The 21979-nt window shown below is 71.4% G+C and carries 21 protein-coding genes; 8 read left to right on the forward strand and 13 right to left on the reverse strand.

Annotated features, from left to right (window positions below; genetic code table 11):
- Positions 1-28: 28 nt before the first annotated feature.
- Positions 29-1222 carry a 4-hydroxybenzoate 3-monooxygenase gene (locus tag IG74_RS0112435; protein ID WP_030674396.1) on the reverse strand — a complete coding sequence of 398 codons (1194 nt, stop codon included), beginning with the start codon at positions 1220-1222 and terminating at the stop codon, positions 29-31.
- 218 nt (positions 1223-1440) lie between these two features.
- Here IG74_RS0112435 and IG74_RS0112440 point away from each other — a divergent pair, with 218 nt between their 5' ends.
- Complete coding sequence (locus IG74_RS0112440) at positions 1441-1710, forward strand: hypothetical protein (RefSeq protein ID WP_030674397.1); 270 nt, start codon at positions 1441-1443, stop codon at positions 1708-1710.
- 12 nt (positions 1711-1722) lie between these two features.
- Here IG74_RS0112440 and IG74_RS0112445 read toward each other — a convergent pair whose 3' ends face one another.
- On the reverse strand, positions 1723-2493 hold the full coding sequence (locus tag IG74_RS0112445) for an alpha/beta fold hydrolase (RefSeq protein ID WP_234334316.1): 771 nt from the start codon (positions 2491-2493) through the stop codon (positions 1723-1725).
- A gap of 144 nt (positions 2494-2637) precedes the next feature.
- Between IG74_RS0112445 and IG74_RS0112450 the strand changes: the two genes are divergently transcribed.
- A complete protein-coding gene (locus IG74_RS0112450; protein WP_030674401.1) occupies positions 2638-2832 on the forward strand; it encodes a hypothetical protein in 195 nt (64 codons plus the stop codon).
- Positions 2833-2887: 55 nt separating this feature from the next.
- Here the strand turns inward: IG74_RS0112450 and IG74_RS0112455 are convergent, their stop codons facing one another.
- From IG74_RS0112455 to IG74_RS0112480, 5 genes are all read right to left on the reverse strand, one after another.
- Entirely contained in the window at positions 2888-3844 is a 957-nt protein-coding gene (locus IG74_RS0112455; protein ID WP_199818822.1) for a DUF4184 family protein, read from the reverse strand.
- A 308-nt stretch (positions 3845-4152) separates the two neighbouring features.
- Positions 4153-5028 carry a hypothetical protein gene (locus tag IG74_RS0112460; protein ID WP_158857589.1) on the reverse strand — a complete coding sequence of 292 codons (876 nt, stop codon included), beginning with the start codon at positions 5026-5028 and terminating at the stop codon, positions 4153-4155.
- Complete coding sequence (locus tag IG74_RS0112465) at positions 5025-5360, reverse strand: PadR family transcriptional regulator (RefSeq protein WP_030674410.1); 336 nt, start codon at positions 5358-5360, stop codon at positions 5025-5027. The genes IG74_RS0112460 and IG74_RS0112465 overlap by 4 nt, the downstream gene beginning before the upstream one ends.
- A gap of 644 nt (positions 5361-6004) precedes the next feature.
- Positions 6005-6646 carry a maleylpyruvate isomerase N-terminal domain-containing protein gene (locus IG74_RS0112475; RefSeq protein WP_030674415.1) on the reverse strand — a complete coding sequence of 214 codons (642 nt, stop codon included), beginning with the start codon at positions 6644-6646 and terminating at the stop codon, positions 6005-6007.
- 182 nt (positions 6647-6828) lie between these two features.
- Positions 6829-7644, reverse strand: coding sequence for a phosphotransferase enzyme family protein (locus IG74_RS0112480; protein WP_030674418.1), 816 nt, complete (start codon positions 7642-7644; stop codon positions 6829-6831).
- A gap of 260 nt (positions 7645-7904) precedes the next feature.
- Between IG74_RS0112480 and IG74_RS0112485 the strand changes: the two genes are divergently transcribed.
- A complete protein-coding gene (locus tag IG74_RS0112485; protein WP_030674421.1) occupies positions 7905-8867 on the forward strand; it encodes a quinone oxidoreductase family protein in 963 nt (320 codons plus the stop codon).
- A 112-nt stretch (positions 8868-8979) separates the two neighbouring features.
- Positions 8980-9582 (forward strand): TetR/AcrR family transcriptional regulator, encoded by a 603-nt coding sequence (locus IG74_RS0112490; protein ID WP_030674424.1) that lies wholly within the window; start codon positions 8980-8982, stop codon positions 9580-9582.
- A 39-nt stretch (positions 9583-9621) separates the two neighbouring features.
- Here the strand turns inward: IG74_RS0112490 and IG74_RS0112495 are convergent, their stop codons facing one another.
- Positions 9622-10212: a TetR/AcrR family transcriptional regulator gene (locus IG74_RS0112495; RefSeq protein WP_030674426.1), complete on the reverse strand. Its 591-nt coding sequence runs from the start codon at positions 10210-10212 to the stop codon at positions 9622-9624.
- Positions 10213-10365: 153 nt separating this feature from the next.
- Between IG74_RS0112495 and IG74_RS0112500 the strand changes: the two genes are divergently transcribed.
- Positions 10366-11307: an alpha/beta hydrolase family protein gene (locus tag IG74_RS0112500; RefSeq protein WP_030674429.1), complete on the forward strand. Its 942-nt coding sequence runs from the start codon at positions 10366-10368 to the stop codon at positions 11305-11307.
- 78 nt (positions 11308-11385) lie between these two features.
- Here the strand turns inward: IG74_RS0112500 and IG74_RS0112505 are convergent, their stop codons facing one another.
- Positions 11386-12333, reverse strand: a complete 948-nt coding sequence (locus IG74_RS0112505) for a ketopantoate reductase family protein (protein WP_051854824.1) — start codon at positions 12331-12333, stop codon at positions 11386-11388.
- A gap of 187 nt (positions 12334-12520) precedes the next feature.
- The gene (locus IG74_RS0112510) at positions 12521-12997 is read right to left on the reverse strand and encodes a hypothetical protein (RefSeq protein WP_030674435.1); all 477 of its coding nucleotides are present in this window, start codon (positions 12995-12997) and stop codon (positions 12521-12523) included.
- Positions 12998-13275: 278 nt separating this feature from the next.
- Between IG74_RS0112510 and IG74_RS0112515 the strand changes: the two genes are divergently transcribed.
- Positions 13276-14868 carry a hypothetical protein gene (locus IG74_RS0112515; protein ID WP_030674438.1) on the forward strand — a complete coding sequence of 531 codons (1593 nt, stop codon included), beginning with the start codon at positions 13276-13278 and terminating at the stop codon, positions 14866-14868.
- Between the two features lie 75 nt (positions 14869-14943).
- Here IG74_RS0112515 and IG74_RS0112520 read toward each other — a convergent pair whose 3' ends face one another.
- The 3 genes from IG74_RS0112520 to IG74_RS0112530 form a co-directional block, all read right to left on the reverse strand.
- Positions 14944-16395 (reverse strand): amidase, encoded by a 1452-nt coding sequence (locus IG74_RS0112520; protein ID WP_030674441.1) that lies wholly within the window; start codon positions 16393-16395, stop codon positions 14944-14946.
- A gap of 135 nt (positions 16396-16530) precedes the next feature.
- Positions 16531-17256, reverse strand: coding sequence for a response regulator (locus tag IG74_RS0112525; protein WP_030674444.1), 726 nt, complete (start codon positions 17254-17256; stop codon positions 16531-16533).
- The gene (locus IG74_RS0112530) at positions 17253-18563 is read right to left on the reverse strand and encodes a sensor histidine kinase (RefSeq protein ID WP_030674446.1); all 1311 of its coding nucleotides are present in this window, start codon (positions 18561-18563) and stop codon (positions 17253-17255) included. The genes IG74_RS0112525 and IG74_RS0112530 overlap by 4 nt, the downstream gene beginning before the upstream one ends.
- A gap of 241 nt (positions 18564-18804) precedes the next feature.
- On the opposite strand from IG74_RS0112530, the gene IG74_RS0112535 reads away from it, so the two are divergent.
- Both IG74_RS0112535 and IG74_RS0112540 read left to right on the forward strand, forming a co-directional pair.
- The gene (locus IG74_RS0112535; RefSeq protein WP_051854825.1) at positions 18805-19557 is read left to right on the forward strand and encodes an ABC transporter ATP-binding protein; all 753 of its coding nucleotides are present in this window, start codon (positions 18805-18807) and stop codon (positions 19555-19557) included.
- Positions 19554-21902 carry an ABC transporter permease gene (locus IG74_RS0112540; protein ID WP_030674452.1) on the forward strand — a complete coding sequence of 783 codons (2349 nt, stop codon included), beginning with the start codon at positions 19554-19556 and terminating at the stop codon, positions 21900-21902. Before IG74_RS0112535 ends, IG74_RS0112540 begins: the two co-directional genes overlap by 4 nt.
- Positions 21903-21979: the final 77 nt, after the last annotated feature.

The following is a 21979-nucleotide window of genomic DNA, read 5'->3' on the forward strand; positions in this document are numbered from 1 at the left end:
TCATTCCGGAATGTTCGGTGGGGGGATCTCAAACGCCGACGTAGCGCTCGGCGAACCAGTCCTGCTGGCTACGCGAGGTGCGTAGTGAGGCCATGCGGGAACGCCGCATGGAGTTGAGGAAGGGCGCGTCGCCGTCCCCGCCGGACGCGCCGTGCAGCAGCTCGACCATCCAGTGGGAGAACTCCTGCGCACGCCAGATGTGGCTGAGGCAACGGGCCGAGTAGCTCTCGACCCCGGTGGGATCCTTGCGGGTGAGGTCGTCGATCAGGGCCTGGGCGAGGAGCTCGGCCTCCAGGACCGCGAGGTTCGCGCCCTTGGCGGCGGAGGGGCTGATCAGGCTGGCGGCGTCTCCTGCCAGGAACAGCGCGCCGTGCCGGAGCGGTTCGAGCACGTCCGACTCCAGGTCGACGATGCCGCGCTGCACGATGCGGCCGCGGCGCAGCGTCCCGTACTGCTTGGCCCGCATCCGCAGGTCCAGCTCGTCCCAGATCCGTTCCTCCGACCAGGCGTCGGCCGGGGTGCCGCGCTCGCACTGCACGTAGTAGCGCGTGATCTCGGAGGTGCGTGCCATGTGCCCGGCGAAGCCCCGCTCGTGCACCGCGTAGCCGACGGCGTCGAGGCTGGGCGGTGCCTCGGCGAGTACGCCCAGCCACGTGACGCCGTGGTCGCGGTGGAAGTGGCGGACCGCGTGGTCCGGCATGGCACGCCGCCCCGCCCCGTGGCGGCCGTCGCACGCGGCGACGTACCGTGCGCGCCACCGCCCGGGCCGTCCGTCCGCCGCCCGCACGCTCACCGACGGGTCGTCGCCGTCCGCGTCCAGCACGGCCACGGCTTCGGTGTCAAAACGGATCCGTCCCCCGGCCGCCAGATAGTGCGTCAGCAGGTCGTCCACCAGGTCCTGTTGGGGGTAGACGGTGTGCGGTTCCCCTTGCCCGAGCGTGCTGTAGTCCAGGCGGAACCGGCCGTCCTCGGTACGGAACTCGCACGTGCTGTGGGTCTGCCCGCGCCGGAGCAGCCGGTCGGCCAACCCGTGCCGCTCCAGGATCCGTACGGTGTTGGCGGCCAGGAACCCCGCCCGTGCCCGCGCGTGGAGGCTGTCGCGGTCGGCCCGCTCCAGCACGACGCAGTCGATCCCGCGCGCCTGCAGCAGGTTGGCGAGGACCAGACCGGCCGGCCCCGCACCGAGTACCACCACGTCAGCCGCGCCGTCGACGGCGGGCATGTGCTGACCTTCTGTCACGGAGCTGATCTTATGCATGGAAATCTATGGCTCTGACCAAGGAATCACCCGGTCGTGGCAGTACGTGCGGTGCGCATGGTTCGCGGGCGGTGTCACCTGTACGGGGCCGCGGCGGCGGTGACCTAGGCCGTCCGGGGAGCTTTGGCGGCGAGCCCCTGATCAGCCGTCATCGACCGGGCCGGGTGGGGGAGAATCCTCTGATGGACATGCCTTCCTCCCGCGACCGCGCGCTGGGGCGCGGCGTCTTCGCGCTGATTCCCCAGGCCGACTCCGTGTCCGCGACGCACCGGGCCGCGGCCTCGCTCGCCGCCCTGCGTACGGTGCCGGTGCACGTGGGTGTGCTCCAGGCCGCCGTGGTGCTCCTCGAGGAGGCCGAGCGCGTGGACCAGGACGCGGCGCGTGCCGCGACGACCGCCACCACGGTGGAGCTGCTCAAGGCGGCGATCGCGCAGGCCGCGGAGGACGGCTGAGACTCGTCTCCGCTAGGGCGTGGGCAGTTGGGCCAGGAAGGTACGCACGGTGGCGGCGAACTCCTCGGGCGCGTCGGCGTGCACGACGTGCCCGGCGGGAAGTTCGACCAGCTGGGCTTGGCCGTCCCGGCGGGCGATCATTTCCCGGGCGTGGTCCCGCGCCAGTACGACGCTGTCCGCGCCCCGGATCAGCAGGGTCGGGCAGGGAATGGATTCCCAGTCGTTCCAGTAGGTGCCGCTGAGGGCTTTGTGGGACCGCACGGTGTCATCGATGTCGAACGAATAGCTCCAGCCGTCGTCGAATTCACGGAACGTGCACTCGAGGTAGGGCGCCAACTCGCCGAGCGCTGCGGTCAGCGCCTCGCGTGACGGTTGTTGGAGGGGCAGCCATGTGACCATCGACCAGTCGGCGTCCATGACGGCGCCGATGTCCTCGATGATCAAAGAGGTGACCTGGCCCGCGTGCCGGGCGGCATATTGGAAGGCGTTCACGCCGCCCATCGAATGGCCGAGGACCGGCACCGGACCGAGACCCAGATGGCGATGGAAGGCTGCGATGTCTGCGACGTAGTCGGCTCGTTGATAGCTCTGCGCTCGGTCGGACTCGCCGTGCCCGCGCTGGTCCAGGGCGATGACTCGCCACTGCGGAGCCAGCGCCTCAGCCAGCGGGGCGAATGTCGAGGCCTCGCTGGTGTGCCCGTGAAACGCCAATAACGGGCGCCCCGGACCGCCGAAGTCCAGAAACGACAACTGCTTCTGATCAACTGTGAAGAAATCACGCATAACCCGCATGCTAGCCCTGGCGATGGCGTCGACGCCTGCGAATTGTGACCAGGGCGTCCTCCCGGTGAGCCTTCGTCGTTCCTGCCCGATCACGGTGCTCGCGCCGCTACGCTCCGGGCCCTGCAACCGTCCTCGGGGGGACCCATGCGCCGCTCAACCGTCCTCATCCCCACCGGCGTCGTCGCCGTCGCGGGAGGCCTCACCGGCCTCATCCTCTGGCTGAACCAGCCCTCGTACGACGACCGTGTCGACGACTGCGTCGCCGCGCTGAAGGACCGGCCGGAGGGCGACAAGGCCAAGCCGGAGGCGTGCGAAGAGGTGAAGGACGGGCAGCCCTGACCGGAGGTGCCGGGGCCTGCTGAGGGCGATGGAAGGACGGTCAGCCAGCGCGCGGTCATATGCCGCGCGCCCCTCCGGTCGAACGAGCGCGGCTGGACGAGGCCTTCGCCGCCCGGCGTGAGACGGCACCGATGTGCCAGGCGCCGCAGTACAGCACCAGGGCGACCGCCAGTGAGGCACAGGCCCTCCTGGCGACTCCGGTCAGCACTCCTTCGGCGAGGGTGCCCCACGGTGCCGGGACCGTTTCGGTGGGGTAGCTGGTGTCGCTCGCGCCGTTGCCCAGGTCGACGGTGGTCGGGCGGCTGTAGTCGACCTCGGTCACGTAGCGGTAGGTGGTGAAGTCCCTTGCGGCGTTCGTGACACCGCCCACCACGGGAGCCGCAACGAGCAGGACCACGGCACCCCACCGCGTGAGGGGACTCAGGCGGGCGACGGAGTCGGTTCCGGCGCGGGGCCGCAGTCGGTCCCGGCGCCGCCAGAGGTGCCGCCCCAGGGCCGCCAGGCCGATGACGGTGCTCGTGTACTGGAGCAGCCGGGCGACGCTCAAGCCGCCGATTGCCGAGGCGCGCAGCGGCTCCACGTGCGTGACCAGGTAGCCGTCGCCGTGGGTGAAGGAGTCCCATGCCATGTGGGAGGCGATGCCGATCAGGGCGGAGACCAGCAGCCACACGGTGTGGCGGGCCTTGGCCGGAAGGCCGACTGTCCGCTCCGGTTCGGGCAGGCGGAGGCCGGACGGGAGCAGCGCCGTGAGCGGAGCGCGCAGCAGCCGGTAGGCGGCGACCAGGCCGAGGGCGGACGGCAGGCTGATCAGCAGGCCGCCGACGGAGGAGTGGGTCTGGGTGGCGTTGAGCAGCGGCTCGTACCAGTCCTGGGCGCTGCGTGCGGAGATGCCGACGGTGGTCAGGAAGTACGGGGCGTCCGGTGCCACGGCGCCGGCGACCAGAGCCGCCGGAACGAACGGCCGCCGCAGCAGCGGCAGTACCGCGGCGGGGTGAGACAGGGTGAACGGCAACGTGACGATCTTCTCTGCTCGGGCGAAGTGCCGGGATCACTGCACGTCACGCTGCGGATGCCCGCCCTGCGCAGGGGCGTGCGTGGGCGCGCGGCTGGGCTGACCCGGCAGCACTCACGGATAGAACACTGGAGAGAGTATTCACTTCAACGGACTATGACAACCGAACGATGAAGCGCTGTGAGGTGTGCGGAAGCCGAGCCGGAGCGGTGGGGAGGCTGGGACGGAGCGGTGAGGAAGCCGGGACGGCATGAGGAAGCCGGCCGCCCCGGCGAGGGGCGACCGGCCGAAAGGAAGCGAGCGCCAGGTCAGTGCTGGCGGCGCACCGCGTGGAAGAGCGCGGTCAGCAGGACGGTGACCGGAAGGGCGAGGAGTATGCCGAGGACGGGCAGCGGTTCGAGCGAGGCGTCCGTGTAGGCGTAGGCGATCAGGGACGGAGAGGCCACCGCCATCGCGCCGATCTCGCGCAGCCCGGAGCTGCGAGCGCGCAGCGCGAGGGCTGCCCCCGTGAAGGCGAGCACCAGCATCGGCCAGGCGCCGTAATCCGTGGTCACGCCGAAGGCCCTGGTGTCCACGACGACGACGGGGAACCAAGCCGCGGCGGCCATGGCTCCGGCGGCCGCGGACAGCCGTCTGTCGCCACGTCGATCCGGAGGACAGGCCAGGACCACCACGACCGTCAGCAGCGCCGCGACCGGAGTGTCCACCCCGTCGCCGTACAAGTGCGGGGTGACGGTCCACTGCGCCGCCGTCCCGAGCAGCCCGCACGCGGCCACGCCCACGCCCAGTACCCAGCGGCCGGTCAAGGCGATGATCGCGCCGACGCACACCAGGAGGGAGAGCAGCAAGTACAGGGTCCACCGGCCCTCCATGGTGGAGAGCTGCACCCGCACCGGGGCGGGCGAGTGAACAAGACCGGCGTACCAGCGCGTCAGCCGCAGCCCGCTGTCCACGGCGGCGGCCGCCAGCGCGAACGGGGCGGCCAGGGCGAGCAACTGTCCCGCGGACGAGGCCGAGTCCAGCCTCATCCGCACCCGCAGCGCGTGCGCGGCCAGGTCGGCGTCCGCGCGCAGGCGCACCGCCCACGGCATGCCCGTCGTCATCTCCCGATGCACATCGACGATCTCCTGCCCGCAAGCAGCCCGGTAGGCGGCCGGATACAGGCGGACCAGAACATCGATCACGTCAGCGCCGTCGCGCCGTCGGCCAGCCGCCGCCTGACCTCCCGAGCGGTGGCGGCCAGGCGCTTGGCCTCCGCCTCCAGCCGCTCCCGCCCCGCAGGAGACAGGGCGAAGATCCGCCGCGCCCGGCCGCCCACCACCTCCTCGCGCTCGACCTGGATCAGCCCTTCCGCCAGGAGTCTGTCCAGGGCCCCGTACAGTGCTCCGGTACGCGGCACCACCCGGCCCTCGGTCATGTCCTTGACCTCCTGGGCAATGGCATAGCCGTGCCGCGGCGCATTGGCCAACGCCGTCAGCAACAGCAGCGCCAGCTCCTGCATCCCTCGCTCACTCATGGCAACAGAGTATTCCGCCCCACGGACGGCTGGGACAGCCAACGGCCACACCTCGCAAGCACCCGGACTCGGCTTGCGAGGTGCGGCCCGGCAGGAGCACTCTCGGTCAGTCCAGTTGCCGGGATCGGGCCGGGAGGAACCATGGGTGGGAACGATCCGCACATCCATGTTGAGGCGAAGGTGGTCCACGCGGATGCCGCTGTCCGGAACCTGATGGCGTCCACGTTCGGTCTGGTCGGCGATCTGCCGAGCCTCGTCGCCACCGGGTGCGGGCTGCGGGTGCCGTACGCGATGACCTCTCCGCGACCGGATCGAGTCACCTGCCTCGCCTGTCGTGAGCACGCGCGACGCGAGCACCTGCGCTTCGCGGAGGAGGCGGAGCGCTTGAGCCGCATGCCTGGATCGACCCTCAGCCCTGAACAGGGAAGGCTCGCCGCGGACCGGCACCGTGCCCTCGCGCGGAGGTTCTCGCCTGACACGGAGAGCTGAGTCCTTGAAGTTGTCGTCTCCTCGGCGGAGGCGCCGGATGGCGTCGGTTGAGACGGTCGGGCAGGTCCTGGCGGAGCCGCGTGGTCGAAAGGGCGTGCCGGTGACCGCCCCGATGAACGGTCCCCGGCTCGGTCGCGTCGGTGTGGCGGGACGGGTTACAGCACGCGCAAGGCCTGGGCGGCGTCGCGTTCTCGCCGGGCGAGCGCGTGCAGTACGGCCTGGTCGCCGTGCCGGTCGCGGGCGGCTGCGACGAGGACGTCGACTGCGACGGCGAGCGTGGCTTCGGGCGTCTGCCGGGGAGCGCCCACGCTCAGCGCCAGGTCATCAAGGTGCACTGCCAATTCGACGCACCGGGTTTGGAGGTAGCCGTCGAGCAGCATCTCCTCTCCCGGCCGGTGGAGGACGGCCACGCGCCGATCGGCGGGCTCGTGGTCCAGCCGTCGCGCCAGCCTGTGCCATGCGGTGCGTGCCTGCTCAGCCACGGCGGCGGGGCCGACGGCTGCCGTTTCCTCGCTCCGCGCGCGCACGCCGACGTTGAGTGCGGAGTCCGGCAAGGCCGTGCCGACGAGCCGCGCGTAGTAGCGCACTGGCGACACCGGCTCCGCGCCGACGATCTCGCCGTCGAGAAACCACTCGACCTGCAGGACGCTGCGCGCAAGGTGACCCGCCAGTCCGCCCACCGTCATCCCCGGCAGCACCGACTCCTTGCCCCAGCGACGCGCCACCCCTTCCGTGGCCAGCAGCTGCACGGCCTGTTCGGCGCCCAGCAGGTATGCCTCGCGTATCTCCTCAGTCATGCGAGGCATCTTGCCCGCACCGAGATCGTCATGGGCGGGTCGTTCACATGGTGGAACCCTTGACCAAATTGTGGACAAGTAGTTGGTGGGGCCGAAGCCTCGTTGTCTGCGCGGCACCGGATCGCGTCGACCGTGCGCGTCCGACCGTTCGGACCTCCCGGCCGGGATGCGGCGATGCCGCGTCAGCTCAACAGGGCAGACGTGAACATCTCGCGGTGAGCCGTCAGCCACTCCTGGATGCGGTCCCAACGCTGCCAGCCGCCGCGTTCGGACAGCGCCTGGGCGTAGACGGGGTCGCCGTCGGCCACCCGGTCGGCGACGAAGGCCCGGCAGGACGCGGTGGCCTGTTCGATGACGTCGGGCAGCTCAGCGCGCTCCTGCGGGGAGAGGCCGTAGCTGTCGGCGAGGATCCGCAGTCGCGTCGGGGCGTCCAGTCCCGCGGGATGGTGAGCCGTCGCGGATGCGGGATCGAGCATGGGAATCCAGTAGCGGGCGGTCATGGCGACGTCCCACACGGCTCGGCCGGGGGCTGCCATGTCGAAATCGATCAGGGCCACGGCACGGCCGTCGCGGAAGACGACGTTGTCCGGGCAGACATCGTTGTGGCACAGCATCGTTCCTCCCGCCGGGTCGGCCAGGGACCGGGGCCACCTGGCGTCCGCGTCAACAGCGATGGCCGCGCTGACGTCGTGCAGGCGCCGCAGCAGGCTTCCCACCGATCGCAGCGCGGTCTCGGTCATGACCCAGTGCGGATAAGGCGATAGAGCCACGTCACCGGGGATGAAGGTCAGTTGCTCGCGGCCGTCCTCGGTGAGGCCGACCGGGATCGGAGCCGCGTCGAACCCGTGATCTGCGAGAGCGAGGAGATGAGTATGGAGAGCGCGTGCGGTGCGTGGCGCTGGACGTTCCACCAGGGCACCGTGGCGGAAGACCGCGCCTGCATTGATCATGCCGCCGATCAGGGCTTCGCCCTCTGCCGTCTCGCCCTCAGCCGTCATGTCGATCACGCTACCGTCGGGTCGGCCGTGCGTGGGGCGGTCTCGAAATGCGCTGCGAACCAGGCCGCTCACCTGAGCATGTGTCGGACGCTGAGGGGGCCTTCGCCTGCATCGGTGATGAGCGGACGAGCAACGCCCTTCCCCAGCCCCGAGTTTGGACTTGCTGGTCCAATTTTGGCGTCCTACGGTGCTGCCGTTCCCGACAACACGTGCCTGTTCCCACAGGAACACGTGCCTGTTCCCGCAGAGAGGTGTCACCCATGCATGCGATCCGTATCGAGGAGCACGGCGGTCCCGAGGTCATGCGCTGGACCGAGCTGCCCGATCCGTCGGCCGGTCCCGGTGAGGTGCTGGTGCGGCTGGGTGCCGCCGGTGTGAACTACATGGACGTCGGCGCCCGTGCCGAGGGCGGCCCGGGATGGGCGGCGCCCGCGGTCCTCGGCGTCGAAGGGATGGGCCGTGTCACCGCGGTCGGCGAAGGGGTGCGGGACCTGGCCGTCGGTGACCGGGTGGCCTGGTTCTACCACCCGGGCAGCTACGCCGAGCTGCTCGCCGTCCCGGCCGGCTCGCTCGTCAAGGTGCCCGACGGCATCAGCGACGAGACCGCCGCCGCCGTGATGATGCAGGGCCTCACCGCCAGCCACCTGAGCACCGAGACCTACCCGGTCGGCCCGGGAGACACCGCCGTGGTGCACGCCGCGGCGGGCGGCGTCGGCCAGTTGCTCACACAGATGATCCGAGCGCGCGGCGGCCGGGTCATCGGGCTGGTCTCCCGCGAGGAGAAGGCACCCATCGCGAAGGAGGCAGGCGCCGACCACGTCCTGGTCCACTCCGGCGGCGGTTTCGAGGAGCAGGTCAGGGAGCTCACCGACGGGCAGGGCGCCCACGTCGTCTACGACGGCGGTGGCGCGGGGACGTTCCGCTCCTCCCAGCTGGCCCTGCGCCCGCACGGGGTGCACGCCTACTACGGCCCCTTCATGGGCGTCCCGACGCTGCGCCCCACCGACCTGCCCAACAGCATCCTGCTGACCTACCCCGTGGTGCACCACCACGTCGCCACCCGCGAGGCCCTGCTGCGGCGGACCGGGGAGGTGTTCGACCTGATCCTGGCGGGGCGGCTCGTCCAGCGGGTCACCGGCTGCTACCCGCTCGCGGACGCGGCCCGCGCCCACGCGGACCTGGAGTCGCGGCGCACCACCGGCAAGCTGCTGCTCCTGCCCTGAGCGGCCGCAGCCCGATGCGGGCCCACGTGCGGCGCCCACCGCCCGCCGCGGGCCCACGCGCGGCGCCCGATCCGTTTGAATGGGACACAGGACAGCTCGTACGGGAGGACCCATGCCGTTGACCCGCAAGGGCACCGCGACCAGGCAGCGCATCATCGAAGGTGCCGCCGACCAGATCCGCGAACAGGGCGTGTTCGCGGTGCGGTTGGAGGACGTCATGGCCCGTACGGCGACCAGCAAGAGTCAGCTCTTCCACTACTTCCCCGACGGGAAGGACGAGCTGCTGCTCGCCGTGGCCCGGCACGAGGCGTCCCGGGTCATCGACGAGCAGCAACCCGAACTCGGCTCCCTCACCACTTGGGCGGCCTGGCACCAGTGGCGTGACAAGGTCGTCGCCCGCTACCAGGCGCAGGGCAGCGACTGCCCCCTCCACGCGGCCCTCGCCCACCTGGGCGGGGCCACCGACGCCACCCGGACCGTGGCCGGTGAACTCCTCGGCCGGTGGCAGCAGCAACTCGCCGCGGGCATCCGCCACATGCAGGGCAGCGGCGAGGTCGCCGCCGGGCTGGACGCCGATCGGGAGGCGGCGGCCCTGCTCGCCGGAATCCAGGGCGGCGTGCTGATCGTCATGACCACGGGCGGCATCACCCACCTGGAGGCCGCGATCGACCTGGGCATCGCCCACCTCCGCGCTTCCGTTCACCGCGACCGCTGAGCACGCGGGGGCCGGGCGAGAGCGCGCAGAGCGCCGTGGTCAGTGCGGTTGGCGGAGTCCCGCGACGAGGAGCGTGACCAGTCGGCGCGCGTCGTAGCGGGGGTCGCTGTCAGCGCCGATGCAGAGGTTGCCGATGCCGCGCATGAGTTGGTAGGCGTCGAGGTCGGAGCGGATCTCGCCGGAAGCGGCGGCCGCGTCGAGGAGTTGGGTGCACACCGGCAGGAGGCGGTCGAGGAAGTAGGTGTGCAGCGCCTCGAAGCCGGAGTTGTCACCCTGCATCGCGGCGGCCAGGCCGTGCTTGGTGACCAGGAAGTCGACGAAGAGGTCGACCCACTGCCCCAGGGCGGCATGAGGAGTCGGGCCGGTCGACAGCAGGGCCGGTCCCGCCTCGGCGCAGGCGTCGACCTGGTGGCGGTAGACGGCGATGACGAGGTCCGCCCGGGTGGGGAAGTGGCGGTAGATGGTGCCCGTGCCCACCCCGGCCTTGGCCGCGATGTCACGTACCGGCGCTTCCACGCCTGAGGTGACGAAGACCGCCGCGGCCGCGTCCAGCAGGGTCTGCTGGTTGCGTTGGGCGTCCTTGCGCTTGGGCCTGGCCGTGCTTTCCGCGCCCCTGCCGTTGTCGTTCACGCGACTTACCTCCATGACCTTGCTAAGCGGAACAGTGTTCCGTATTGTATGTGGAACAAGGTTCCGTTTCATCCATGATGGCAGACCCCGGGCCGGCCGACCAGACCGCCGGCCCGCACCAAGGCTGCGCAGCGCCGCACGGAAGGCAGTTCCATGTCCGAATCGAACTCCACGAACGCACCGATGGCCACAGGCTCGCCCGCCCTGGTGATATCCGCGAAGCCGGTGGTACTGCCCGCCCCGGGCCGCGGCGAGGACCTCCAGGTCAGCGTGTCCGCCCCCGCGACCGGCGGTGATCTGCCCGTCATCGTCTTCTCCCACGGCTTCGGCTGGTCGATGAACGGCTACGCACCGCTCGCGGACTTCTGGGCCGCCCACGGCTTCGTGGTCGTCCGGCCCACCCACCTGGACTCCAGAACGCTCGGCCTGCCCGCCGAGGATCCCCGAACGCCGCGGATCTGGCGCTACCGCGTCGAGGACCTCAAGCGCGTCATCGACGGACTCGACGCACTGGAAGCCGCAGTGCCGGGCCTCGCCGGGCGCATCGACCGTGACCGCGTCGCCGTGGCGGGTCACTCCTGGGGAGCCCAGACGGCGAGCGCGCTCCTCGGCGCGCGCGTCCTCGACTCCAACGGCGTACGCGGCGATGACCTGTCCGACCCCCGCGTCAAGGCGGGTGTGCTGCTCGCCCTGACCGGCCTGGGCGACAGCCTGACGCCGTTCGCCCTTGAGCACTTCCCCTTCATGAAGCCGTCCTTCGGCGCCATGAGCGCACCCGCTCTCATCGTCGCCGGGGACAACGACCGATCCCACTTGTCCACGCGCGGACCGGACTGGTTCACCGACCCCTACACCTACAGCCCGGGCGACAAGAGCCTGCTCACGCTGTTCGGGGCCGAGCACTCGCTCGGCGGCATCCCCGGGTACGAGGTCGCCGAGACGACGGACGAGAGCCCCGCCCGCGTCGCCCTGATCCAGCGGCTCAGCACGGCGTTCCTGCGCAGCGCCCTCTACCCCGAGGACACGGCCTGGAAGGCCGCGGTCACCGCGCTGGAGGACGACCCCAGCCCGCTGGGGAAGCTGCGGAGCAAGTAGACGAGCCATGCGCGCCCGGGGGGCAACACCCTTGCCGGGCAAGGCTCGTAGCGATGACCGACGAGGCGTCGGGGACGGTCACGGACTGGGGGACGGGGAGCCCAGCCGCTCTTGCAGGTCGGCCATCAAGCGTGTCGTCAGCGGTACGCGGATGCCGTGCCGCTCCGCCGCGCGGAGCAGGGCCCCGCCGATCGCGTCGAGTTCCAGCGGACGGCCCGCTTCCGCGTCGCGCTGCATCGACGACTTGCTGCCGGGCGGGAAGGCGTCGTAGCGCGCCAGGATCGGGGCGGCATCCGTTGGCCCGCCGCACGCCCTGCTGACCGCGATGGTCTCCTCGACCAGGGCCTCCAGTTCCGCGCGCCGCGCGGACCGGATGTCGCCGATCGGCACGCCGTAGCGGGTGGTGAGGAGCGCGAAGGGGGCCAGGAACGCCAGCTTGGCCCAGAGGACGGCGTTCCCGTCCGGGACGACGCGGGTGTCCGCGCCGATGGAAGTGAGCAAGGCGGCGACAGGGAGGCGCGGTTCGTGCCGTACGGCCAGGTCGATCTCCAGGAACGGGCTGCCGTGTTCGATGACGCCGGGGGCGGTGCGGGTGGACTCGACGCGGATCACGGCCGGTGTCACCCGTCCCGCACCGAAGCGTTCCCGCAGGATGTCCAGGTGCTCGATGCCGTTGAGGAGCGGCAGCACGAGGCCGTCGGCGAGGAGATGGGGCGGGACGCGGTCGAGCGCCGCGTCGAGCGCGGTCTGCTTGACCGTGACCAGGCACAGATCGACGGGCTCACGCAGCACGGTGTCCGCCTCGACCGCGGCGGTGAAGTCGCCGAACTGCGCGCTGTGCACGCGGATGCCACTGTGGCGCAGGGTGCGTGCGGTCTCCTCGGCGGCTACGCAGATCACGCGGTGCCCGGCGCGGGAGAGCAGCGCCGCGAGCAGGCCGCCGATCCCTCCGGGGCCGAGCACCGCCACCGTTGAGCGAGGCGGGGCAGGAGTGGAGCCGCTGCTGAGCGGTGCGGTGTGGGGCATGGGGGTCCTCTCGGTTCACGGGTCGGCACCCGTCCCGCTGCCTCGGCCGTGTCCGGACGCGGCAGGAGGGGCGGGCCGGGTTGCCGCCCTGGGCCCGAGAGGATCATCGAGGGGGCGTGAAACTTAAGTCAATCCTCGGATTCTCTCCATCTGACCCAAGTGAATCCTTGGGTCGGATGGGCCTCCTTCACGGGTTGCAGTTCAGGACGATGCCTTCGTTGACGCGGCAGATGTCGTTTCCTTCGCCGCCGTCGACTTCGCCTTCGTTGAGGAGGACCTGGATCTCGTCGTCTCCCTGGTTGCCGTGGATCCTCCCCTTGGCGCCGTCGATCTCGTCGTTGACGGAGGCGATGACGTCGTCGTTGCCGCCGCCGGCCTGGATCAGGCCGATGCTCCACTCCTCCAGCCTGATGGTGTCGTCGCCGTCGCCGCCGTTGATGACGCCGGCGCGGTTGAACGTGACCCGGATCGTGTCGTTGCCGTGGTGGCCGAAGATGACGTCCCCGGAGACGAGGCGGTCGCAGCGGATGTCGTCGTCGCCGCTGGTTCCGTAGATCTCCGGGCCGGACTGGGGCTGGCCGTTGACGACGCAGTTCTCCGCTGCGGGCCGCAGGTCGGCGGGGGCCGCGAAGGCCGCGGTGGGCCAGGCGAGCGTCGCGGTCACGGCTGCGACTCGGGCGGCCCGGTGGAAGGTCGTACGGCGTGAATGCCTGGTTCCTTTACCCATGACGCGAGCATCAAGCGGGCATGCCGCGCTGTCACCAGGCCGGAGGGCCGACGTCACCCACATGTGTCGCCCTTTCACCCGCTGGGGTGACGAGCCCTCCGGTGTCGCGGCCTGTGCGGGCCGCCGCGGTCGGCACACGCGGGGAGTCGCACAACCATTCGGCCGCCTCGCAGGTCAAAGGCGCGAAACGAACAGCAACGCCCACTGGGGGAGTCTTGAAGAAGTTCACGGCAGCGATGGCCACGAGCCTCGTGGTCAGCGCTGCCACACTGGTCGCCGTGCCCGCGGCGCACGCGGGTGGCGGCGACCCCCGCAGCCGTACGGATACGCTGCTGGAGGGCGGCAAGATCTACGCCCGCTACGAGCACATGTCCTCGGGGTTCCACCCGAAGGACGTCACGCTCAAGATTCACGAGCAGGACGACACCAAGGTCCTCGCCAGCCTCCGCCTCGACGACACCGAGAGCTGCTCCGACGCGGACGACTGCTACGAGGACACCTTCCGGTCCGGACCGGTCACCCTGCCCGCCATGGGTTCCTACGTGATCGACGTCGTGGCGAGGGAGGGGCAGCCGAACGAGGTCGTCCAGCGGTCGACCGGCTTCCTCAACTACGGCCTCAACCCCAAGCTGACCCTCACCAGCAGCCACCCGAGGATCTCCTACGACCACCCGTCCCTGGAGATCACCGGATCGCTGGTGGCCGAGGACCCCAACACCCACGAGGTGAAGCCGTTCGCCGGGGTGGGCATGTACTACCGCGCCCGGGAGGTCTTCACCGACGGATGGAAGTGGACGGACGAGGCGGGGCGCTTCACGCAGTCCGCGTCCTTCCACGAGCGCAGCACCGACACCACCTACGAGTACATGTTCGACCAGCAGTACGAGTCCCTCGGCCTGCCCTTCCACAAGCAGGAGCTGAAGCTCAAGGCGGACACCCCCAGCGGCACGGTCACCGCCCCGTACGGCAGTGACGTTCCCGTCCGCGGCAAGGTCACCCGCATCGCGGACGACGGCACCGAGAAGCCCCTGGCCACCGAGGTGAACATCGGCACCGACGGCACCGTGCAGAGCGGGGAGAACGGCACCTTCGCCACGCGGTACACCGTCAAGCGGGGCGAGCAGGTGAAGGTCCAGCCGGCCGCGTCGAACTGGTTCACCGCGCCGTCCCCGCACACCTTCACGATGGCCACGCCCTCGCGCACGAGCGAGCTGTCGAACGTCGAGGCCAAGGTGAGCAAGTACCGCAAGGTCACCTTCACCGGCAAGCTCGGTGTCACACGGGGGTCGTACCCGGCCGGGGCCACGACGAAGGTGTCGATCGACCACCGCCCGAAGGGCGGATCGTGGACGAGCACCGGCACCTTCGACGCCGCGTACGGTGCCTCCTTCACGGCGTCCTCGCCGAGGAAAGCCGACGCGGGCGCCGACTGGCGGCTGCGCCTCGTCAACGCGGACGTGAACGGTGCGAGCGTCAAGCTGGGCCGCAAGTACACGCGCGTCTGGAACGACGGTGTCACCCCCGAGCGCGTGCGCAAGGGGGCGACGGTCACCGCCAAGGGCGGCCTGATGCAGAAGTCGGGGTCCACCTGGCGGCCGTACGGCGGGCAGCGGGTCCGCGTCTGGTTCAAGGCCGCGACCAGCGGTTCCGCGTGGAAGGAGCTGGGCAGCACCAAGACGCTGAGCGACGGCACGTTCCGCAAGAAGTTCACCGCGCAGCGCGACGGCACCTGGCAGCTGCGCTACACCGACACGGACACCTCCCACTACGCGGACCACGGGCGTGAGGACTACGTCGACGTCCGCTAGCGAGCACTGAGGCCCGCGCACGGGGCGGCCCCACCGGAAGCCATCCGGTGGGGCCGCGGTGTGTTGCCGGTCGCCCTACTCCGGCGCCTGGAACCCGCCGATCTCCTGCTCCAGCAGTTCAGCGAGGCGCAGCGGGGTGCGGTCCTCGAACATCGGGCCGATGAGCTGCACCCCCACCGGCAGGCCCTCGGGCGACCGGCCCGCAGGCACGGCGGTGGCGGGCAGACCCGGCATGGTCGCCACACCGGCCCAGACGAGCTGGTCGAAGTACGGGTACTCGACGCCGTCGATGTCGATCCGGCGCCGCAGCGGATCGGGGTCGTGGTCGTGCGGGAACGCGGGCGTGGGCGTGATGGGACACACCACGGCGTCGAACTCCTTGAAGAACTGCCGCCAGGCGTGGCGGTGCAGCTCGCGGCGGTTGTTCGCCGCGAGCCAGTCGTGGAGGCTGAACACCATGGCGCGCAGCCGCTCGGCGTCGAGGCTCCGGTCGTCCGCGCTCAGCGCGGCGGCGTGGATCCGCAGCTGCTCGTACGTCTCGATGGGAAAGCGCGCGACGGAGCTGGAGAACATCAACTGCGTGTAGAGCAGGGCGGATTCGGTCAGATCGGGCAGCAGCGGACTGTGCCGTGCGACGCGGGCGCCGCCGTCGGCGAGCGCGTCGGCCACCCGGTTCACACCCGCCCGGACCGCGGCCCCGCTCGGGATGAGCGGATGGTCGTCGACGACCAGGACTCGGAAGTCGCTGAGCCGCTCGTGGCGGGCGGGCGGCAGCGTCACGCGGTGCGCCACACCGAACGTCAGCGGGTCCGGTCCGGCCATGACGTCGAGCAGGAGCGTCAGGTCGCGGGCGGTGCGCGCCATCGGGCCGACGACGGCCAGGTCGGATTCGGTGGGCAGGGCCGGTGCGGGCGGCGGGGTCATGCCTCGGTACGCCGCGAGGCCGAGCGTCGGCTTGTGCGCGTAGACGCCGCAGAAGTGCGCGGGGGTGCGCAGCGAACCGGCGATGTCGGAGCCGATGGACAGCGACCCGAATCCGGCCGCCAGGGCCGCCGCCGAGCCGCCGGAGGAGCCCCCCGACGTGCGGCTGTGGTCCCAGGGGTTGTTGGTGGTGCCGTAGATCTCGTTGAAGCTCTGTATGTCCTGCAGCCCCAAGGGCACGTTGGTCTTGCCGAGTATCACCGCGCCCGCGTCCTTGAGCCGCGTCACCTGCACCGCGTCCTCCGCGGGCAGGAAGTCCCGGTGCGGCGGCATGCCCCAGGTCGTGGGCAGCCCGGCGATGTTGTAGGACTCCTTGACCGTTACGGGAAGGCCGAGGAGCGGTCGGTCCTCGCCGCGGGCGCGCGCCCGGTCGGCCTCGCGCGCGGCGGCCCGCGCGCGGTCGAAGTCCGGCACGCAGATCGCGTTGAGCGCTACGTCGTCCCGTTCGATACGGGCGATGACCTCGTCGGTCAGTTCCACCGAGGTCACTTCACCCGCACGCAAGGCAGCCATGAGTTCTTCGGCCGTCTGAAAGATCCGTTCCATAAATGGGACCGTACGGGCACCTCTGGGAAGCCATAAAACGCCGCCTCACGCAACGGGTGCAGAGCCTCCGCGCCGCGCCGCGTCCTCGCCGACGAGCTGGGCCGTGGAGCGCCGGTCCCGAGCCCTGGCTCCGGGCTAGGTCGCCTCGGTGGAGTCGCGTGCCCCGGCGCTGACGAGGCCGGTCTCGTAGGCGACGATGACGGCCTGGACGCGGTCGCGGAGTCCGAGCTTGGCGAGGATGCGGGCGACGTGCGTCTTGACGGTCGCCTCGGCCAGGTGGAGGCGGGCGGCGAGTTCGGCGTTGCTGAGCCCTCGGGCCAGCAGCCCCAGGACCTCCAGCTCGCGCGGGGTGAGCGTGGCGAGGTCGCGGTGGAGGGCGGCTGATTCGCCGCCGTGCCGGGTGAACCGCTGCACGAGGCGGCGCGTGATGGCGGGCGCGAGCAGCGCGTCGCCGGTACGGACCGTGCGGACGGCCGCGGTCAGCTGCTCGGGGGTGACGTCCTTGAGGAGGAAGCCGCTGGCACCGGCGGACAGCGCCGCGTAGACGTACCGGTCGAGGTCGAAGGTGGTCAGGATGATGACGCGGGGTCTGCCGGGCAGGGGGGCCTGCCCTGTTCGCGAGGAGTGCGGGGCTTCGGGCGCGGCCAGGATGCGGCGGGTGGCCTCCAGGCCGTCCATCTCGGGCATCCGGACGTCCATCAGGACCACGTCGGGCCGGGTGCGGCGGACCGCTTCGACCGCCTCGGCCCCGTTCGTCGCCTCGGCGACGACGTCGATGCCGGCGGCGCCGAGGATCAGCCGGAATCCGGTACGGACCAGGGTCTGGTCGTCGGCGAGGAGCACCCGCAGAGGGTCGGTCACGGTGTCTCCAGGGGGATGAGGGCCTCCACACGGTAGCCGCCGGTCAGGCGCGGGCCGGTGCTCAGGGTTCCGTCGTAGACGGCGAGGCGCTCGCGCAGGCCGATCAGGCCCCGCCCGCTGCCGACGTCCGCGTTCGCGCCGGGGCGCCCCCCGGCGTCGGTGACTTCCACCCGGAGCCGTTCCGGGCGGTACTCGACGACCACGGCGGCGGTGGCGCCGGACGCGTGCTTGACGGTGTTGGTCAGGGCTTCCTGGACCACGCGGTAGGCGGCGAGTTCGAGCCCGGGCGGGAGCGGGCGGGGCGGACCCGTCACGGTCAGGTCGACGGAAAGCCCGGTGTCCCGGACCCGTCCGACCAGCGTCTCCAGCTGGCCGAGTCCGGGCTGCGGCGCCAACTCCACCTCCGCGTCGGCCGGTTCCGCGCCCGGCTCCGCCGCCTCGCCCTCATCGGCCATGGTGAGCAGCCCCATGACGTGGCGCAGCTCCGTCATGGCCGCCCGTCCCCCCGCCTCGACGGCGAGCAGCGCCTCACCGGCCTGCTCCGGCGAAGACCTCATGATCGTGCGGGCCGCGCCCGCCTGGATGACCATCACGCTGACGTTGTGCGTGACGACGTCGTGCAGTTCGCGGGCGATGCGGGCCCGTTCGTGCTCGACGGCCCGGCGCAGCGCCTCGGCCTGCCTGTGTTCCAGAGCGGACAGGCGGGTGCGGCCCTCGTCGTGGCGGAGCTTCCAGGTGCGCAGACCGACGGCGGCCACGGCCATCGGGACCAGGATCAGCAGGGCGATGTACTCGTTGGGGACGATCGGCGTCACCGAGTTGCCCGACGTGCCGACCAGGACGACCGCCACCGGCAGCGCCGCCAGGGTCGCCACCCGGTACGGGCTGTACACGGCGGCACTGTAGACGGCTATGACGAACGCGTAGAAGGTCAGCCGCAGGACGCTCTGCGGCGTCGCCAGCGTCGCGGCCGTCACGACGCACAGGACGGCGAGCGGATAGCGACGGCGCAGCGCCAGGGCACCCGAGGCGATGACCGCGAGGCCCACCATGAAGGCCAGACCGCCGGGGCCGTGCGGGCGCGTCATGACGTGCTTCACGCCGGGTGCGATCTCGCGCACCACGACGGTCCCTACGTTGTCGACGCCGTAGTAGACGGTGATGACCCCGAGTGACAGTGCCATCAGTACGTCGAACTGCCAGGCGCGCCGGGTGGGCCGCAGCGGCGGACCGCTCGGAAGCCCGGCGTCGCGGACGGCCCGGCGGGCACGATCCCGCAACTGCCCCACCGTCGTACGTACGTTCATCACCGGTTCATTGTCGCCGCCGCCCGGATCTGCGGAGTCCGCCTTGGTGGTCATTGCCGGTGCACCGGGTACATCAGCCGCCTACATCGCAGGGATGACGTCTGCGCGGCTCATCCCGGCGCGGTACCGGAAGGGGTTCGGGCGGGCGACGCGTGCGGACCGGGTCCGCTCCTAGCGTTCACGCAGCCGCCTGCCCGTACCCCGTTCACGCAGCCAACTGCCCGTACCCAAGGAGCCCTTCATGACCACTCCCGTGATCGAACTGCGCGAGGTGAGCCGCCGCTACGACAACGGCCCGCCCGCCGTGCACGAGGTGTCGCTGACCGTGCGGCCCGGCGAGGCCGTCGCCGTCCTCGGCCCCTCCGGCAGCGGCAAGTCCACGCTGCTCAATCTGATCGCGGGCCTGGACCGGCCCGACACGGGGACCGTCACCGTGGACGGCGTGCGGGTCGACCGGTTGAGCGAAGCGGGATCGGCGCTCTATCGGCGGTCGAAGATCGGCATGGTCTTCCAGTTCTTCAACCTGCTCGACGATCTGACCGTCACCGACAACGTCGTCCTGCCCGCCCGCCTCGCAGGCATGGCACGCCGCGAGGCGGGCCGCCGGGCCGCGGAACTCCTGCAACTGCTGGGCATCGAACGGCATGCCCGCGCCTACCCGGCGCGGCTGTCCGGCGGCGAGCGGCAGCGTGTCGCGGTGGCCCGGGCGGTGATGAACTGGCCGGCGCTGCTCCTGGCCGACGAGCCGACCGGGGCCCTGGACACGGCCGCCGGAGAAGACGTCAGCAGACTGCTCAGCGGTCTCCATGCCGAGGGCCAGAGCATCGTCGTGGTCACTCACGACCTGGGGTTGGCGCGGTCCTGCACGAACCGTACGGTCCGCATCGCCGACGGCCGGATCATCGAAGACGCCCGGTCGCAGGAAGCCACCTCGCAGGAGGGTACTTCGCGGACGGTTGCTTCGGAGACGGTCACTTCGCGGGCCGTCCGATGAGCGCGCTCGGCAAGGTGGTGCGCTCGGGCGTGGGGCGGCGTCGGGTGCAGACGCTGGTGATCGGGCTCGCCACGATGATGGCGGTGGCCGCGTCCGTCCTCGGCGGAACGCTTCTCGTGGTGTCCGGCGCGCCCTTCGACGAGGCCTTCGCCAAGCGGCGCGGGGCGCATCTGTCCGTACAGTTCGACGCGGGCAAGGTGAGTGCCGGGCAGCTGTCCGCGTCCAAGCGCGCGCGAGGGGTGAGCGACGCGGCCGGGCCGTTCCGCACCGCGACGGTCACCCCGCGGCCGGACGGCTGGAAGAACCCCGGCTGGCCGATGACCGTGGTCGGGCGCGGCGACCCCGGCCGGGACGTCGACGAGGTGGCACTGCTCGAAGGGCGGTGGCCCACGCGCCCCGGGGAGATCGCGCTGTCCGCCGACTCCTCCGTCATCCCGGCCATGGGCGTGAAGCTCGCCTTCTCCCGTCTGCCCGACGGCCCGACCCTGACGGTGGTCGGGGTGGCCCGCTCGGTCACGCACAGCGCCGACGCCTGGGTGCTCCCGTCCCAGATGCAGGCGCTCACCGCGCCCGGCAGCGGCGGCTTTCAGATGCTCTACCGCTTCACCGACGCGGGCACCGCCGCGCAGATCGCCGCGGGCGGCAGAGCCGTGACACGGTCCCTGCCGCCGAAAGCGGCCGTCGGCGAGCAGTCCTGGCTCACCGTCAAGAAGAGCGCCGAGCGCGACACCGCCCTCTACGTCCCGTTCCTCATCGCGTTCGGCGCCCTGGGCTTGGTCATGTCGGTGCTCATCGTCGGCAACGTCGTCGCGTCGGCCGTGGGTACGGGAACGCGCCGCATCGGCATCCTCAAGGGCGTCGGCTTCACTCCGGCCCAGGTCGTGCGGGCCTACGTGGGCCAGGCGCTGATCCCGGCCGCCGTCGGCACCGCCCTCGGCGTCGTCGCAGGCCACCTGCTCGCCGTCCCCGTACTGGCCGAGACCGAGGAGGTCTACGGCACCTCGTCCCTGACCATCGCCCCCTGGGTCGACCTGGCGGTGGTCGCCGGGGTGCTCGGTCTGGTGGCGGTGACCGCGTGGGCCAGTGCCTGGCGGGGCGGGCGGCTGCGCACGGTCGACGCGCTCGCCGTCGGGCGTAACGCTTCGACGGGGCGCGGCCGTTGGGCCGCGCGCCTGGCAGGGCGGCTGCCGTTGCCGCAGCCGGTCGCCCTGGGCCTGGTCCGGCCCTTCGCGCGGCCCGCCCGAGCGCTGGCCATGGGCATCGCGGTCCTGTTCGGCGCCATCGCCGTCACCTTCACCGTGGGGATGGGCGCCTCGCTCGGCCAGGTGATGAAGGCCAAGGCCCACGACGCGGCCGACGTCACCGTGGCCGCGCCCCTGCCGGACCCGCAAAGCCCCGAACCCGAGCAGCAGCGGCCCACGGCCGATCCCGCAGCGGTCACCGCGGCCATCGAGGCCGACGCCGGAACCGGGAAGCACTACAGCGCCTCGACGGTCCGAACGGCCGTGGCCGGCCTGACCGACACCGTCGACGTGATCGCCTTCACCGGCGACGCCTCCTGGGGCGGCTACACCATGGTCTCGGGCCGCTGGCTCGACAAGCCCGGCGAGGCGGTGGTCCCGACCCCCTTCCTGACCGCCACCGGCACCCGCATCGGTGACACCGTCACCCTGAACGGCCTGGCCGAGCCGGTCACCGTCCGCATCGTCGGCGAGGTCCTCGACCCCCGCAACGACGGCATGCAGGTCTACACCGACGCCTCGACCCTCACAGGCGCACCTCCCAACCTGGCGGAGACGAGCCATCACATCGCGGTCACGTCCGGCACCGACGTCGCCGACTACGTCGACACGCTGAACGAGGATCTGGCACCCCTGGGTGTCACGGCCCGGGTCGGCGGGCCCGGCGCCGGTGGCGACACGGTCGCTACGCTCAACGCATTGTCGGCGATCCTCACGCTGATGCTCGTCGCCGTCGCCGCGCTCGGTGTGTTCAACGGCGTCCTGCTCGACACCCGCGAGCGCGTGCGGGAGCTCGGCGTCCACAAGGCGCTCGGCATGACGCCTCGGCAGACCATCGCGATGGTCCTCACCTCGGTCACCGTGACCGGACTCGTCGCGGGCGCCGTGGGCGTGCCGCTCGGCGTGACCCTGCACGGCTGGGTCCTCCCCGCGATGGGCGACAGCGTGGGACTCCGCCTGCCCGAACCGGTCCTCGCCGTCTACCACGCCGCCGCACTGCTCCCGCTCGCCCTCGGCGGCCTGCTCATCGCCGTCCTGGGCGCACTCCTGCCCGCGGGCTTGGCGGCCCGGGCCCGAACGGCCACGGCCTTGCGCACGGAATAGTTGACGAGCCCTCGTCGGGATGGTGCCGACGGGGGCTCTGCGTACGGCGGTTGACCGCAAGGCCGCCCGGTGGGGGC

The organism is Streptomyces sp. NRRL B-1347, assembly GCF_000720325.1.
GTDB lineage: Bacteria > Actinomycetota > Actinomycetes > Streptomycetales > Streptomycetaceae > Streptomyces.